Consider the following 14,547-nt stretch of genomic DNA (forward strand, 5'->3'; position numbering starts at 1 on the left):
GCGGGAAGACCATCCGAGGGCGGAAGGGCGATACGCCCTTTCCGCTTAGCGTTTCAAACTGCCGAGAATGCCGCGCACCAGCGCTCTGCCAACCTGCGTCGCTACCGTGCGAGCCACGCTCTTCATCGCAGCTTCCACAACCGTTTCACGCTGGTAGCCGGAGGAGCGGGCGCGGCCCTGGCTCCTGTCCTGTGGTTCGTTGTCGTCATTGCCGAAGCCTGGGAGCGTCCAGCGGCCCGAGGCACTGCCCTCGGTCGGTTGGGTCGGCTGCATCCGCTTGGCTGCGTCAGAGTCCGATGCCTTCTTGGCGCGCGCCGCCAGAATCTCGAAGGCGGATTCACGATCAAGATCTTCGTCGTAAACGCCGAGCACGGGGCTCTTGTCCATGACCTGTTGGCGTTCCGCATCCGTCAGTGGACCAACGCGTCCTGACGGCGGGCGCACCAGCGTACGCTCAACGATCGAGGGCGAGCCCTTCGCCTCCAGCGTCGACACCAGCGCCTCTCCGGTGCCGAGCATGGTGATGACGGTGGCGCAGTCGAAGGCGGGGTTCGGGCGGAAGGTGTCGGCGGCGGTCTTCACCGCCTTCTGCTCGCGTGGGGAATAGGCGCGCAAGGCATGCTGCACCCGGTTGCCAAGCTGCGCCAGCACCGTTTCCGGCACATCCAGCGGATTCTGCGTCACCAAATAGACACCGACGCCCTTCGAGCGAATGAGGCGAACGACCTGCTCAACGCGCTCGATCAGCACCTTCGGCGCGTCGTTGAAGAGAAGATGCGCTTCATCGAAGAAGAAGACGAGGTTCGGCTTCTCTGGATCGCCAACTTCCGGCAGCTCCTCGAAGAGCTCGGAGAGCAGCCACAGCAAGAAGGTTGCGTAGAGCCGCGGGTTCATCATCAGCTTGTCGGCGGCGAGAACCGAGATCTGGCCATAGCCTCGATTGTTGGTCCGCATGATATCGCTGATCTTGAGCGCAGGCTCGCCGAAGAAATGTTCAGCACCTTGCTGTTCCAGCACGAGCAGGGCGCGCTGGATGGAGGCGACAGAGGCCTTCGAGATCAAGCCGAACTGGCTGGAAAGCTCGGTGGCGTTTTCCGCCATGTAGTTTAGCAGCGAGGAAAAGTCCTTGAGGTCGAGCAGCGGCAGGCCGCCCTGGTCGGCAATCTTGAAGGCGATGTTGATGACGCCTTCTTGCGGTTCTGAAGCATCCATCAGCCGCGCGAGCAACAGCGGACCCATTTCGGCGATGGTGGTGCGAACACGGTGGCCCTTCTCACCGAAGAGGTCCCAGAATATGACCGGGAACTGGTCGAATTCATAATCGTCGAAACCGATCTGTTCGGCTCGCTTTGTGAGAAAGTCCTTTGGTTCGCCCTTGGCGGCGATGCCTGAGAGATCGCCCTTGATGTCGGCACAGAAGACGGGGACGCCGGCTTTCGAAAAGCCCTCGGCAAGTACCTGCAGCGTCACCGTCTTGCCGGTACCTGTTGCGCCAGTCACCAGGCCGTGGCGGTTTCCGAATTTCAGGTCGAGATATTCCGGCTTGTTGATGCTGTCATCAGGATTGCGGCTGACGCCAACGAAAATCTTGCCATCCTCGAGCATTTCGAAATTCTCCCTGCGGCCTTTGGCCCCGATTGCGTCAAAATGCGGAGCAACGTTTTCCGCACGGTCATTATAATATCGTTTGCCTGTTATAAGCAGGGAGCCTGGTGCGGACAACTGTCTGCATTAAAAGGAAAAGTGGGATAAAACCTGGTTCCGCGGTGAGCCGCTTGAGTTGCCGCGCAAGTTCGATTAACGTTGACGTTAACGTCAAAAGCAGGAGGCTGACAATGAATGAAATCATCGACCAGATCGCGGCGCGCGTAGGTATCCCCTCAGAGGTCGCTGAAAAGGCGCTCGGCATGATGCTCGGCTTCTTGCAGCGCGAAGCGGCAGATGGCCCGGTCGCCAAGATGATTGAAGCCATTCCGGGCGCTTCGGACCTTGTTGCCAAGTATAATGGCGAAGGCGCGGGCGGCGGCGGCGGCATCCTCGGCAGCATCATGGGCGCGCTCGGCGGCGGCGGCATCATGGCGCTGGGTCAGCAGCTGATGTCGGAAGGCCTCGGTATGGGTGAGATCACGACACTTGCCAAGGAAACTATCGCGATTGCCGAGCAGCACGCCGGCAAGGAAGTCGTTGACGAGGTTGTCGGATCAGTTCCGGGTCTCAGCCAGTTCGTCTAAGCGCCAGCGCAAGGTTTTCAGCGGGCGGGCCTGGTCCCGCCCGTTTGCATTTGCGGCTACGGCGTTACACCGAGCAAAGTCAGCCAGCGTTGCGACTGGTCGCTGGCGTTCTTGCGCCCGGCCTCGTCAAGCGCATGACGGCCGCAATAACGTTCCACATTCGCCCGATCGGCATCATTGACTTTGGGATTATGCGACCCCGCGATAACCTGACGCCAGGCGCAGCCGAGAACGGGCAAGACCGCGATTGCCCTGTCGCAGCCTGTACTCAGGCAGAAAGAAATTGTCCGCTGACTTTCGATGCGGCCCGCAATCGCATCGGCATAGAGGCCCGTCCAGTCGGCACGGATCTGTTCGCAGCGCTCTGCAGCGTCGCTTTGAAGGCAACTAATCTTCGCTACATAGCTGTCCGCAGGCGGCCAGTCGGCCACCTCGGAGAGGCTGACGCACCCACAGGCAAGAAGAGCTGCGGCGATCAACTGCAATATCGGCCTCCGTAACCGGCAAGAGAATCACTGTAGGCAAGCTACAGCTTCTTGCACCGGCTAGGGAAGCACTTCCGAGTGCGTCATTAGATCAAGATCCGAAATGCAAGCGGGTCAATGCTTGCTCTTCGTTTCTCTTGCCAGCTTCAGGATCACGTCATCGGCGGCGTCGGCCAGAGCCATCGCGATTTCGGCTGCCTTCCATCCCCGCTTCTCACCATTGCGGATGAGCTCAAAGAGGATTGGCTCGAACTCGGAACGGCAGGTTTCCATACGTTGATCGGAAATTGAACGATTCTTAGACAAATGAGTATCTGCCATGTCAATACCCCAAATCCCTCAGGATAGATTTAGCAAGGCGGCGGAAGAGCGCAAGTAAATATATTAGTCGCGCTTTAATAATTTCGACTAAATTCGGTTTTATTCGCGACATGATAGAAAAATGCCGAGAGGGCCCGTCGGGGTTGGACGAGCCCCGCCTCCTTTGTCGCACGAAAAAGCAACGCGGTCAGCAGGAAAAGCTTCACTGTACAAGGAGAAATGGTCAACTCATCCATAATTTGTACAGCGCACCGTAAATGTGCGGGGCTAGATTTGAAGAGAGCTGCTATGGTACAATATTTCCTCGACCTATACGCGAGTTGCTAAAAAATACTAATACACCCTTACTTTACGTTAACGTGTATTTTCTGCCTTATCTTCCATCATGGTTGTGTCTGGATTCGCCCAGTTCGTGCCATTCGCGGCCGTCGCGCCGGATGAGTTCGTCGGCGCAAGATGGGCCGCTGCTTCCCGGCGCATATGACTCGGGCGTTTCGCTGCTCTTTGCCCATATGTCTAGGAAGGGCTGCACCGCTGCCCACCCGGCTTCGATGCCGTCGGCGCGCTGGAATAGCGTCTGGTCGCCGATGAAGAGGTCGTAAAGAAGCGACTCGTATCCGGTCATCTTGCTGATGTCGAACTTGTCAGCATAGCGGAAGTCGAGCGAGACCGGGACGGTGTCGACGGAAAGGCCGGGCGACTTGATGGATACCTCGATGCTCAGCCCCTCATCCGGCTGCACTTGGATGACCAACTTGTTCGGCGGCAGCTGGCGGTTGACGTCCGTTTTCCGAAATTGCGCAAACGGCACCTGCTGGAAGGTGATAACGACTTCCGTATCACGCGCCTTCAACGCCTTGCCAGTACGGAGATAGAAGGGCACGCCGGCCCAGCGCCAAGAATCGACATAAAGTTTCAGCGCAACGAAGGTTTCGGTTTTGCTGTCGGACGAGACATCCTTGGTCTCCCTGAACCCCGCGATCTCATGTCCGTTGAGCGTGCCCGCCGTATAGGCGCCGCGCACGGCATGGGAGGCAGCCTCCTCAGGTGTATAGATGCGCAGGGCGCTTAGTGCCTTGCTTTTCTCCGTACGGATTGCTTCCGCGCCGAAGCCATTCGGGGCTTCCATTGCGATCATAGCCAGCAATTGAAACAGATGATTGGGAATCATGTCGCGCAGCGCGCCGGTCTTATCGTAGAATTTGCCGCGGGTGCCGACGTCGACAATCTCCGCAGCGGAAATCTGCACGTGGTCGATGTAATTGTTGTTCCAGAGGGATTCGATCATCATGTTGGCGAAGCGGGCGGTCAGAATGTTCTGTACCGTTTCCTTTCCCAGGAAGTGATCAAGGCGATAGACTTGGCTTTCCGTGACATTGCTGAGGATACGTGCGTTCAACGCGCGGGCGGAGGCGAGGTCGGTGCCGAAAGGCTTTTCGATTGCAATGCGGCGGAAGCATCCCTCGGCCTCGCTGGTTAGCCCATGCGCGGCGAGTTTTTCGACGAGTGGTCCGAAAAACTGCGGCGGCACGGCGAAATAGAATGCGGCGTTGCAACTCGTCAGGTGCTTCTTGATCTCGAGGAATATTGGGTCTTGCGTGAAATCGCCTGAAAGGTAGGAGACGCGTTGGCGCAGCCGACGCCACGCCTCGTCCGTCTCCGGCAGGATCGGATCGCTCAACGTTGCAAGGAAGCTGTCCAGCCGTGCCACCAGGGAAGCGTCGTCGCCCGGCTCGATGCCGACGCCGAGGATCTTCAGGTCGTCGCCGACGAGCCCGCTTCGCGTCAGATTGATGATTGCCGGTATCAGCAGGCGCCGCGTCAGGTCGCCGGTGGCGCCAAAGATGACAAGGGTGGCTGGCGGAATGGGGGGGGCTACCATAAAGCACTCTCCTTGCTGTTTATCACGACTATAGTACCCACGACTGCGGCGGCAAGCATGATGCTGACCGACCATTGCAGAGCCATGTCAGAGGGATCAGGCCGTTCCAATGCCGAAACGCGGCCTCGCCTTTGTCAGCCTTTAACGGCTACCATGAAAATCCGCGGAAAGCGCAGCAGGACGCACCCATCCGACATCGTCGGGTAGGCTTTTGCGACGCGGCCGAGATAGTCTGCCAGAAATGCGTCACGATGCTCTTCGCCAGCGTGATCGAGATAAGGCCTGAGGCCGGTTCCCTTGACCCATTCGACAATCGCAGCGGCATCCGCCATTGGATGATTATAGGCGGTTTGCCAGATGTCGACCCGCGCCGCCTTAGCAATGAGCCGGGTGTAGTAGGTGGAAGGCGGCGGCAGTGGCTTGCGGCGAACGCTCCCCGATTCGAAGGCCGCTCTCCAGGGGCCAGCATGAGCCGTCTCTTCCATCAGCAGATGGCTTGGCTCGGTCAGATTGTCAGGCATCTGCACAGCGAGCACACCACCGGGGGCCAGCCCGTCCATCAGGCGATCGAAGATACTGAGATGGTTTGGCAGCCATTGGAAGACGGCGTTTGCGAAGAGGAGGTCTGCCGATGCGCTCGGGTGCCAGGTGGCAAGATCGGCCTCGACAAAGGGCGTGCCGGGCAGGCGCTTTCGGGCCGCTTCCAGCATATTCAGGTCACTGTCCAGACCGGATACGCCCGCAGCGCCGAAACGCTCGACGATGAGTTCAGTCGAATTGCCGGGCCCGCAACCGAGATCCACCGCATGGCGAACGCGCTCCAGCGGTACCCGCGCCAACAGATCACGCGCCGGACGCGTGCGCTCATCCTCGAATTTGACATACTGGCTGGCAGACCATGCCATTGACCTCTCCTTAGCTATGCAGGTTTCTCGGTGCGCCGAACGCTCACGCTGTCTATGTGCGCGCACCTAGTCCGACACCCTGAACGTGCTCCCCTGACGCCTTTTGAATAGATGGCCGAGATCGAGGTGAGAGGGGACGGCAAGCGCCGCACTAATACAGTCGAGGAAAGACAACCAGCGCAAGAGACCGCCTCAAGAGACCGTCTGCGAAATCGCTCATGTCGCGGTTACATGACATCTTGAAGGGAGGTGTGGCCGCATAAACGGTATGCCCGGGCCTTCGGAAAAAAGATCAAGCTGCCAAGATGGTTATGCCGTGAGCATTGGCCGCCGCTTTCATGCGTTCCATGGTTTCAGCGGAGGGTGCGGTTCTCGGCGCCTCATGCGAGCCGACGGCCTCCAGAAATTCCGCCATGCCGCTATCGACGATCGCCGAGAAGACGGCCCTTTCTTGGCCGGGGTTGGAGTAGGCGTGTGCCTGGTTTGCCTCGACACGGATGATGTCGCCGACCGTGGCTTCGAACTCCTCGACGCCGTTCTCCGTCGCGCGGCGAATGGTCAGCGTGCCCTCGATGATCCGGAAGACCTCGGGGCTTGCGTGGCGGTGCAGCGGCGTTCGACTGCCTGCCGGCACGGTAATATCATAGATGTTGAGCCAGGCTCCCTGCAGACGAGCCCGTCGCTCGATCCGATCGCCCATCACGAAGAACACCTTCGCGCTGGCCTGGGCCGGCGCTTTCACAAATGAGTTGGACATCATGTCTCGCTTTTTTTCTTGGCGGCGAGGCCGTTAGATCTTTCCGAAGCCCTTGGCAACCCGTTCAAGTCGTCGCGGTTGGCACTTGCAGCGCCGGGCTGCCATATGGGCAACGATTCTCTCGGTATCAAGATGGCGCGTCGTATCGCCGCTCGGCTTTGGCCAGGAGCGGCCATCCGCTAACCGCGGTTCACACGGCTTGGGCGGTCTGCTATCATAAATGCAATCAATGGGAGATGGTGACCATGTCGGATTTCCGAAATGCAGTTGTCTCTTTGCCGGGTCTCGAACGTGTCGCTCGGACGCCCTTTGGCGCCAGGATCGTGATCCCCGCGACGGCCGCCGAGACCGGCGGCGCATTCGGATTGTGGGAAACCTTCACGCCGCCCGGGCAAGGCCCGGCACCCCGCACGCACAGGCGGGAAATGGAGGTTTTTCCGGGTCATCCGCGGGCTCTGCCGCGTTCGATGCGGGGACGACGAGTTCGATGCCCCTCCGGGAACGGTGGTCGTTCTGCCGCCGCATGTCCAGCACAGCTGGAGAAACATCAGCGAGGAGCCGGGCCAGATGTTCGGGACGGTCGCGCCAGGAGGCTGCGGGCAGCTCTTTATCGACATCGAGGCGCTGAATGCCGATACGCCCGAGAAAATCGCGGTTATCGAGGCGCGCCTCGGGATCATCAACGATGCGACGCTGGCGCTCGATCGGGCGGCGCGGAATCGAGGATAGGTCGCGGGCAAATGGCGTGGGCGTCTGTCGCTTCAGGGCGCGGCACTCTCCACGGTTTCTTGCGAGCCTCGACGCAGTCGGCAAGAGATCGGATCTTGGCAAGACGCCGCCATCGATCAGCGACACGAAGCGTTCATCCTCCTTCTGGACGTCCTCGCGATGCCACATGCGTAATCCGCGTCAGAAACGCGTGATGACGCTGATCCCAATCCCCTCCGCTCGATCCAGTGTCATCAGCCCGGGGATCGCCTCCTCAAGCGTTATCCGCCGGCCGATCAGCTTCTGCGGCGCGATCTTGCCTGATGTCAGCATTGAAAGCATCGCATCGTAGCGCCAGGCCTGCATGCCATGGCTGCCGTAGATCTCCAGTTCGTGACCGATCACTTGCGCCATCGGAATTTGCGGCGTCGCATAGTCCTCGAGCATGAGGCCGACCTGTACATGTCGTCCACGCCGGCGCAGATTCTTGATCGAGTTGAAGCAGGTGATGGGGTGGCCGAGTGCGTCAATCGAGACATGCGCGCCACCCTTGGTGATTTCGCGCACGGCCTCCGGCACGTCGTCAACGCTTGTGGCATTGATCGTTGCCACCGCGCCGCATTCGCGTGCGAAGGCAAGCTTCTCGTCGGAGAGATCGATGCCGATCGCGTTTGCTCCAAGTGAGGTTGCGATCATGATTGCCGAAAGGCCGACACCGCCACAGCCATGCACGGCGATCCATTCGCCCGGGCCGGTCCGCGCATGGTCCACCACCGCGCGAAATGAAGTCGCAAAGCGGCAGCCAAGGCTTGCGGCTGTCGCGTCGTCGATGCTGTCAGGCAAATGTACGAGGTTGGTGTCGGCATAGTCGATCGCCACGTATTCGGCAAACGAGCCCCAATGCGTAAAGCCCGGCTGGAACTGGTTTGGGCAGACCTGCTGGTTGCCGGAATGGCATTCGCTGCAGCGGCCGCACCCGGAAACGAAGGGCACGGTCACCCTATCACCGATCTTGAACCGCATGACGCCCTTTCCCGTGGCAATCACCTTGCCGGCCAGTTCATGGCCGGGCACATGCGGCAGCTTGATATCCGGATCGTGGCCCATCCAGCCGTGCCAGTCGCTGCGGCAGAGCCCGGTGGCACCAACGGCAATGACCACGCCATCCTCGTTTGGTGTCGGATCGGGCAGGCTGCGGATCTCGGGAGCCTTCTCGAAGGCGTCGTAGAACATGGCTTTCATCGATTTTACTCCCCGTCGGTCGCAGCGATTCCGGTGCATGATGCCACGGCGCCGATGTCGCATCCAATCGCGCCATCCATGATTTTCCGTGATACACCGATCGCCAGCATTCAAGGTCGCACGAACGAATATTACTCCCTGGCGGGGGCATCCGCCATTTTCTTGCGTAGGGTTGAGGGGTGTGGATTTCCGCTTGACCGGGCCTGCGTGCGGGGATTTTGCTCTTCGAACTTTTCAAGGAGAATGCCCATGGCCGTCGATACATCGCCCCGTTCAACCACTTGGACCTACGTCGAGGGAGAGTGGCTTTCCGGCAATCCGCCACTGATCGGGCCGACTTCGCACGCCATGTGGTTGGCCTCGACCGTCTTCGACGGCGCACGTTGGTTCGACGGCATCGCTCCGGACCTCGATCTGCATTGTCAGCGCGTCAACCGCTCGGCGATCAACATGGGCCTAAAGCCTGTGAAGACCGCCGAGGAGATCGAGGCGCTGGCTTTGGAAGGGATCAAGAAATTCGACGGCAAAACGCCGATCTACATCAAGCCTCTGTATTGGGGCGAGCATGGGTCGGCCGGCAGCGTCGTCACGGTCGATGGCGAATCCACCCGCTTCGCGCTTTGCCTATTCGAAGCCCCGCTCGGCAACAATGCGCCAAATTCGCTGACCGTTTCGCCCTACCGCCGGCCCTCGCCGGAAACGGCAATGACGGACGCAAAGGCCGGTTCGCTCTATCCGAATAGCGGCCGCGCCATCGCCGAAGCCAAAAGTCGGGGCTTCGACAACGCGCTCATGCGCGACATGAACGGCAACGTGGCCGAGACGGCGTCCTCCAACGTGTTCATGGTCAAGGACGGCATTGTCTCGACACCGATCGCGAACCGAACTTTCCTTGCCGGTATCACCCGAGCCCGCGTCATCGGCCTCCTGCGCAAGGCAGGTTTTGACGTGCGTGAAGTGACGCTCTCGGTCGAGGATTTCATGAACGCCGACGAAATCTTCACGACGGGCAACTATTCCAAGGTCGTCGGTGTCAATCGCCTCGATGGTCGCGACTTCCAGGAAGGACCTGTCACCCGCAAGGCGCTCGAGCTCTACATGAACTGGGCGTTCGGGCGCAGCGAAAGCGACAGCTAAGTCCGCTCTTTCCACATTCTTCGTTCGATGCACTGATAGCGGCAGAACTGCTGCCGCTATCAGTCCGAATTACCTGCTGATGTGGGGTTTCGGGCAAAAACGGCACCGACACCAGCCAGGGCAGAGGCGAACAGGCGTGCCGGACCAGTTGGCTGCGGCAAGGTACGCCTGTGGGCGAAAAAGACGCCGTCCTCTTTCGAAAGCTGCGTCGAGCTTATTTGTGGCCGGGTGCAGTGGCGTCTCGCGGTCGCGCCACCCAGGAATAGGCGGCGCCGCCAATCAGCAAGACGCAAGTCCCGAGAAAGACGGCCCGCATGCCGATATGGCCGCCGATGAAGCCGCCGAGCACAGGGCCGGCGACCTGGCCGACATATTGCGACGAGACCGACAGGCCTAGAATGCTGCCGGCGGCGCTGTCCGGCACGCTATGCCGGATGACCGCCGAGATGCAAGGCAGCAGGCCGCCGAGCGCGATTCCCATGAGGAAGCGCAGGATGATCAGCTGCCAGGCACTCGTCACGAATGCCTGCGGGATCAACAGCAGCCCCGCGACCGCAAGAGCACCCGCAACAACTGGCCAATGGCCGAGGCGGTCGGCAAGCTTGCCGAGACGCGAGGCCGACAGGATGCTGCCGAGCGCCGCCGCAGACATGACGATACCCGCGATCATCGTTACCCTGCTCTGATCTTCCATAATCTGAGCGACATAGACCGTGATGATCGGCTCGATCGACATGTTGGCGAGCATCAGCAGCAAGCCGGTTGCCAGCATCGCGACGACGGGCGCCTTGTCAGGGATCGAGGCCCAGCCGCCGCTTGCCTTCGCCGCCTGCTTGCGGGCAGGAGACCTCTCTTCCTTGATCAGGAAGGTGGTTGCGAGGAACGCCAGAAAGATCGTCCCCCCGGCGGCCAAAAATGTACCGCGAATGCCGATCAGCGGCGGCAGCGCGCCACCAATCAGCGGCCCGACGAGGTTACCCGCCATGATGCCCGAGGCGAGCACACCGAGCGCCCAGGCGGAGCGATCCTTCGGCGTCTGGGTCGCGACCAGTACCATCGAGCCGGACGAATAACCGCCCGCAATCCCGACGAACAGCCGTAGCGCCACCAGCTGCCAGACATTCTCTGCCATTCCCATCAGCGAGATCGCAACCGTCATCCCGACGCTGGCGCGCACGAGCATCAGCTTGCGTCCATAGATATCGCCAAGCCGGCCCCAGAGCGGCGCCACAAAGGCCGCAGCCAGGAAAGTCGCGCCATAGGCGATGCCCGACCATTGCACGATCGCCGCGCGGTCGCTGACGCCTAGCTCCTCGACATAGAGCGGCAGGAAGGGCAGCAGCAGCGTCATCGCGACGATCGTTGTAAAGGAGCCGAGCAGGGAAATGACCAGATTGCGCTTCCAGTAGATCGAGCCGCTATCGATGACGGCTGCGTCCCATTTGGTATCGGTCATTTCGTGGCCCTTGCATTGATCGTATAGGTCAGTTCAGCTGCGCCGGAGGCAAGCACATGTCGCTTGGCAGCAGTAAGAAAATCGGTGCGGGTGAAGGCGTCGGGAAGCGATAGGCGTTCGGTATCGAGCGCATAGACCGTAACCCGATAGCGGTGAATGCGCAGATCGTTCCAGGGTGGGCAAGCGCCCATATACCCCCCGTATGGGCCGTCCTTCAAGAAGGCCGCGAAGCCGTTCTGCCCGCGGCGTCCATGCTCGGTTGTCTCTAGCGGAAATCCGCCCTGCGGCAAGCCATCGCCGTCGGCTCCTTCGGCGAGCCGCGTGATGGTGGCCGGGATGTTTGCAAGGATCCAATGCGTGAATTCCATACGGGGCAGATCACGCGCGATCATCGTACCGTCCTTGTTCAAAAGCGAGAGGTCGCGCGGCACATCGGGATCAGTCATCGCGAGCGCATAGGATCGCGTACCCGCCGGACCCTTCGACCAGGAAATTTCCGGGCTCTTATTGCTTCCGGCTGCCGCCTTGCCGTGCGAGGCGACACATGAGGCGTTCCGCTCCGGCAAGGTGTCGCCCTGTCCGGTGTTCTCAAAGACGACCTTGATATCCGCTGCCAGAAGCGGCGAAGCGGTGAAAGCAAGAGCGATGGCAGCGTGGGCAATGGCGGACATGCGCATATGAAGTCTCCTTGTTACGATATAGGAGCACTAGCAATTGTCTCATGCTGTCCGGTGCACTGAAACGCTCAAAGATGAACCGGAAACGCTCAAACGTCGGCGAGTTGTCTGCCCTTCAGTTCTGCGCGCCTCCGTTCTGCGAAGCGTCGTGGTGATCGATAGCCTGCCGCTAGCGCTGCGTCGCGGAGGGAAAGGCCGTCCTGAGACAGCAAAGCGGAGGCGAGCTCGACACGCACCTCGGCCGATATTGCCCGCAGTGACGTGGATTCGGAAGCGAGACGCCGTCGTAACGTTGCATTGCTGGTTCCGAGCTCAGCGGCAATCTGATCGGCGGTCCACGATTTGTTTGGCTGCCAGCGGATCAAGGCGCGCACTGCATCGCTGAGCGTTGCCGTGTCTTCGGGCAGCGCGCCGCGCAGGCCGAGAACCATCAGCACTTCCATCAAACGGTGCTCGACCAGCACTGCCGGCAGTGTGCCCGCCACAATGCCTTCGCCCGCATGGTGGATCGTGGTCGCCAGCACCGGGTCGAGGGCGGCATCGAACCGCGCGCTGTTGGGCTGCGGCGGAAGCGAGCGCCTTGCGCGGTTGACCAGTTCGTCTTGGAAATCGATGAAGATGGCGCGATAGACCCCACTCTTTGGGTCGGGATCGTTGACGACGTCGCCACGCCAACCTTTTGGCAGCACCAGCACCGTGCCCGCGGCATACCGCATCTGTCGCCCGGGGGTGACCAGTTCCTTGGAGCCTTCTACGATCACCACCATCGAGGTGCGCGGGAAGGCACAGCCGGCAATCCGTTCGCGCTCGCGGGTGACGAACGTAAAAAGAGCCGACGCGCGTGCGCTTGCGGCCGACAGCGCCGACGGCCGATTGTCCTTTGCGGCAAGCTTGCGCAGCCGCTGCAAGATGATTTGTGCTTCCAGCATGGGGATGGCCTGAGATTGCGATAACGCGATCTTGGACCATGGCCGACGGATTTCCAAGCCGCGGTTGCTCAAAACAGCGCCACCTGCTATAAACTGATTGCAAATTGCAATCGGAATGTACCAGAAGGACCGGTGCAATGGCACATAGCGACTCACGACGCGAACAGATCGTTCGCAGCCTCTACGAAGCCTATGTCCGGGGGCGCAAGGATGACGCGTGCGCGATCTTGACCGAGGACTTCACGTTCTCCAGCCCGCGTGACGATCATATCGATCGCACCGCGTATTCGATCGGTGCTGGCCCGAACTGCCGCCATTTCGCGCCATGGAGATAGAGTATCTCAAGATCGCGGAGGACGAGGCTGTCGTCCGCTATAGGGCCGAGAAACGTGACGGTGGAGCCTTTCGCAATATGGAGGTCCTGCGGTTTAGGGACGAGCGGATCGCCTCGGTGGACGTCTATTTCGGTCGGAACGTTTAAAGCGTCTCGCCTTAACGCGTTATCCGCGTTCGCCACTCTGCGATGACCGACAGTCTGCATAGAGGAGGGGCCCGCTAAGAGCGTCCCCTATCGCAGGTGTGTTTTACCGTAATATACGTGCCCAAGCGCAACGCTTCATGCAAACTTCACTTGTTCGATCTCACCCTGATACTGAAAAGAGGGCGATATGCTGAAGCGCAATTTATTGGTGGCGGCTGTTCTGGTCGCCTCCCTTGTTCATATCGACGCGGTTAGTGCCCAGACCTTAAGCTACGCAGACGCGGTGACGAAACTCGCCGATGACTGCGGGGCCGATATCCAAAAGCTCTGCAAAGGTCTAAACCTCGGCGGCGGACGTATTGCCGACTGCCTGCAGCAGAACGCCGCCAAGGTATCGCCCACCTGCAAGAGTTCGTTGTCCACCGTCTTCCAGTCAATCGGGCAGCGCGAGCACGCGCAAGCATCCTACGAGCAGGTTTGCCAAAGAGACATGTCTAAGAGCTGCTCGGGCATTAAGGGCGACGGCTACGTTCTCGCCTGTCTGGTCAAGAAGGAGAAGCGGGTTAGCAAGGAATGCAATCAGGTGATCACCGACGCGGGATGGAGGTAAACCGATGACAAGAATGCTTTCGAAAACCGTCGTTGCGCTGGCTGCCGGTCTTCTCCTTCCTGGCTTGGCGTTGGCACAGGAAGTATCGCAAGAACGGATCGTTAAGGGATTGGGAAAGCTGACCGCGGCCGCCCCCGCAATCGACGTGGAAATCCTGCGGCAGGAGGCAATCGGCGGCGGAAACAAACCGATGTCGGAGCTGCCAAACTGGAAGCGCATCGCAAAGCTTCCGCAAATGGTATTGGAGATCAACTTCGAAAACGACTCCGTCGCCATCCAGCCGAAGTCCTATCGGACACTCGGGCTGCTCGCCGAGGCCCTCCATCATCCAAACTTGTGGGACTACAAGTTCCTCGTCATCGGGCATGCCAGCGCAACGGGCGACGAAAAGCATAATCTGGAACTGAGTGAGCAACGTGCGGCCGCGATCAAGGAGGCGCTCTCGACGACATTCGCCGTCGATCCGCAGCGTCTATACGCGGTCGGCGTCGGCGAACATCTGCCGATCGAGGGAACCGATGCCAACGCCTCCAACAACCGACGCGTCCAGCTGGTAAACCTCGGGGTGTTCACGAAGAAACCCTGATAAAGGTTTGGGCGGCGCGACAACCCAAGAGACGGTTTCGCGATGCGTTAGGCGGCGGACACTCCTGTGGCTTGGCTTGTTGCATTGGCCGGAATAGCTTTCGCGCAGTGCGTTCTGTTCCTATCGATAGATTGAGGATG

At 60.1% G+C, this 14,547-nt stretch carries 14 protein-coding genes and 2 pseudogenes; 6 read left to right on the forward strand and 10 right to left on the reverse strand.

The window, feature by feature from the left end; translation table 11 throughout:
* Nucleotides 1-45: 45 nt before the first annotated feature.
* Nucleotides 46-1,605, reverse strand: a complete 1,560-nt coding sequence (locus BN77_RS09215) for a helicase HerA-like C-terminal domain-containing protein (RefSeq protein WP_007530870.1) — start codon at nucleotides 1,603-1,605, stop codon at nucleotides 46-48.
* Nucleotides 1,606-1,835: 230 nt separating this feature from the next.
* Here BN77_RS09215 and BN77_RS09220 point away from each other — a divergent pair, with 230 nt between their 5' ends.
* On the forward strand, nucleotides 1,836-2,231 hold the full coding sequence (locus BN77_RS09220; protein WP_007530872.1) for a hypothetical protein: 396 nt from the start codon (nucleotides 1,836-1,838) through the stop codon (nucleotides 2,229-2,231).
* 56 nt (nucleotides 2,232-2,287) lie between these two features.
* On the opposite strand, the gene BN77_RS09225 is transcribed toward BN77_RS09220, so the two are convergent.
* The 5 genes from BN77_RS09225 to BN77_RS09245 all read right to left on the reverse strand — a co-directional run bounded on the left by BN77_RS09225 (nucleotide 2,288) and on the right by BN77_RS09245 (nucleotide 6,584).
* A complete protein-coding gene (locus BN77_RS09225; RefSeq protein WP_007530875.1) occupies nucleotides 2,288-2,716 on the reverse strand; it encodes a hypothetical protein in 429 nt (142 codons plus the stop codon).
* 114 nt (nucleotides 2,717-2,830) lie between these two features.
* Complete coding sequence (locus BN77_RS33450) at nucleotides 2,831-3,037, reverse strand: hypothetical protein (protein ID WP_040676968.1); 207 nt, start codon at nucleotides 3,035-3,037, stop codon at nucleotides 2,831-2,833.
* Nucleotides 3,038-3,410: 373 nt separating this feature from the next.
* Nucleotides 3,411-4,919, reverse strand: a complete 1,509-nt coding sequence (gene zwf, locus BN77_RS09235; protein WP_007530883.1) for a glucose-6-phosphate dehydrogenase — start codon at nucleotides 4,917-4,919, stop codon at nucleotides 3,411-3,413.
* Between the two features lie 134 nt (nucleotides 4,920-5,053).
* Entirely contained in the window at nucleotides 5,054-5,824 is a 771-nt protein-coding gene (tam, locus tag BN77_RS09240) for a trans-aconitate 2-methyltransferase (protein ID WP_007530885.1), read from the reverse strand.
* Between the two features lie 292 nt (nucleotides 5,825-6,116).
* Entirely contained in the window at nucleotides 6,117-6,584 is a 468-nt protein-coding gene (locus BN77_RS09245) for a cupin domain-containing protein (RefSeq protein ID WP_040676971.1), read from the reverse strand.
* Between the two features lie 242 nt (nucleotides 6,585-6,826).
* Here BN77_RS09245 and BN77_RS31990 point away from each other — a divergent pair.
* Nucleotides 6,827-7,310 (forward strand): annotated as a pseudogene (locus BN77_RS31990) (cupin domain-containing protein).
* Nucleotides 7,311-7,490: 180 nt separating this feature from the next.
* Here the strand turns inward: BN77_RS31990 and BN77_RS09255 are convergent.
* Nucleotides 7,491-8,531, reverse strand: a complete 1,041-nt coding sequence (locus BN77_RS09255; protein ID WP_007530892.1) for a zinc-dependent alcohol dehydrogenase family protein — start codon at nucleotides 8,529-8,531, stop codon at nucleotides 7,491-7,493.
* A 249-nt stretch (nucleotides 8,532-8,780) separates the two neighbouring features.
* Here BN77_RS09255 and BN77_RS09260 point away from each other — a divergent pair, with 249 nt between their 5' ends.
* Nucleotides 8,781-9,668 carry a branched-chain amino acid aminotransferase gene (locus tag BN77_RS09260; protein ID WP_007530894.1) on the forward strand — a complete coding sequence of 296 codons (888 nt, stop codon included), beginning with the start codon at nucleotides 8,781-8,783 and terminating at the stop codon, nucleotides 9,666-9,668.
* 214 nt (nucleotides 9,669-9,882) lie between these two features.
* On the opposite strand, the gene BN77_RS09265 is transcribed toward BN77_RS09260, so the two are convergent.
* The 3 genes from BN77_RS09265 to BN77_RS09275 all read right to left on the reverse strand — a co-directional run bounded on the left by BN77_RS09265 (nucleotide 9,883) and on the right by BN77_RS09275 (nucleotide 12,730).
* Complete coding sequence (locus tag BN77_RS09265) at nucleotides 9,883-11,124, reverse strand: multidrug efflux MFS transporter (protein WP_007530896.1); 1,242 nt, start codon at nucleotides 11,122-11,124, stop codon at nucleotides 9,883-9,885.
* On the reverse strand, nucleotides 11,121-11,801 hold the full coding sequence (locus BN77_RS09270) for a YbhB/YbcL family Raf kinase inhibitor-like protein (protein WP_007530899.1): 681 nt from the start codon (nucleotides 11,799-11,801) through the stop codon (nucleotides 11,121-11,123). Before BN77_RS09270 ends, BN77_RS09265 begins: the two co-directional genes overlap by 4 nt.
* Before the next feature lie 89 nt (nucleotides 11,802-11,890).
* Nucleotides 11,891-12,730 carry a helix-turn-helix domain-containing protein gene (locus BN77_RS09275; RefSeq protein ID WP_007530901.1) on the reverse strand — a complete coding sequence of 280 codons (840 nt, stop codon included), beginning with the start codon at nucleotides 12,728-12,730 and terminating at the stop codon, nucleotides 11,891-11,893.
* Between the two features lie 137 nt (nucleotides 12,731-12,867).
* Here BN77_RS09275 and BN77_RS09280 point away from each other — a divergent pair.
* From BN77_RS09280 to BN77_RS09290, 3 genes and pseudogenes are all read left to right on the forward strand, one after another.
* Nucleotides 12,868-13,211: pseudogene (locus BN77_RS09280) on the forward strand (nuclear transport factor 2 family protein).
* A 187-nt stretch (nucleotides 13,212-13,398) separates the two neighbouring features.
* On the forward strand, nucleotides 13,399-13,821 hold the full coding sequence (locus BN77_RS09285; RefSeq protein WP_007530907.1) for a hypothetical protein: 423 nt from the start codon (nucleotides 13,399-13,401) through the stop codon (nucleotides 13,819-13,821).
* 13 nt (nucleotides 13,822-13,834) lie between these two features.
* Nucleotides 13,835-14,407 (forward strand): OmpA family protein, encoded by a 573-nt coding sequence (locus tag BN77_RS09290; protein ID WP_007530910.1) that lies wholly within the window; start codon nucleotides 13,835-13,837, stop codon nucleotides 14,405-14,407.
* Nucleotides 14,408-14,547: the final 140 nt, after the last annotated feature.

The organism is Rhizobium mesoamericanum STM3625 (assembly GCF_000312665.1).
GTDB classification, from domain to species: domain Bacteria; phylum Pseudomonadota; class Alphaproteobacteria; order Rhizobiales; family Rhizobiaceae; genus Rhizobium; species Rhizobium mesoamericanum.

Coding starts and splice junctions, on each gene's coding strand:
- BN77_RS09215 (WP_007530870.1), bottom strand. CDS start 1,605: ATGCTCGAGGATGGCAAGATTTTCGTTGGCGTCAGCCGCAATCCTGAT.
- BN77_RS09220 (WP_007530872.1), top strand. CDS start 1,836: ATGAATGAAATCATCGACCAGATCGCGGCGCGCGTAGGTATCCCCTCA.
- BN77_RS33450 (WP_040676968.1), bottom strand. CDS start 3,037: ATGGCAGATACTCATTTGTCTAAGAATCGTTCAATTTCCGATCAACGT.
- zwf (WP_007530883.1), bottom strand. CDS start 4,919: ATGGTAGCCCCCCCCATTCCGCCAGCCACCCTTGTCATCTTTGGCGCC.
- tam (WP_007530885.1), bottom strand. CDS start 5,824: ATGGCATGGTCTGCCAGCCAGTATGTCAAATTCGAGGATGAGCGCACG.
- BN77_RS09245 (WP_040676971.1), bottom strand. CDS start 6,584: ATGATGTCCAACTCATTTGTGAAAGCGCCGGCCCAGGCCAGCGCGAAG.
- BN77_RS09255 (WP_007530892.1), bottom strand. CDS start 8,531: ATGAAAGCCATGTTCTACGACGCCTTCGAGAAGGCTCCCGAGATCCGC.
- BN77_RS09260 (WP_007530894.1), top strand. CDS start 8,781: ATGGCCGTCGATACATCGCCCCGTTCAACCACTTGGACCTACGTCGAG.
- BN77_RS09265 (WP_007530896.1), bottom strand. CDS start 11,124: ATGACCGATACCAAATGGGACGCAGCCGTCATCGATAGCGGCTCGATC.
- BN77_RS09270 (WP_007530899.1), bottom strand. CDS start 11,801: ATGCGCATGTCCGCCATTGCCCACGCTGCCATCGCTCTTGCTTTCACC.
- BN77_RS09275 (WP_007530901.1), bottom strand. CDS start 12,730: ATGCTGGAAGCACAAATCATCTTGCAGCGGCTGCGCAAGCTTGCCGCA.
- BN77_RS09285 (WP_007530907.1), top strand. CDS start 13,399: ATGCTGAAGCGCAATTTATTGGTGGCGGCTGTTCTGGTCGCCTCCCTT.
- BN77_RS09290 (WP_007530910.1), top strand. CDS start 13,835: ATGCTTTCGAAAACCGTCGTTGCGCTGGCTGCCGGTCTTCTCCTTCCT.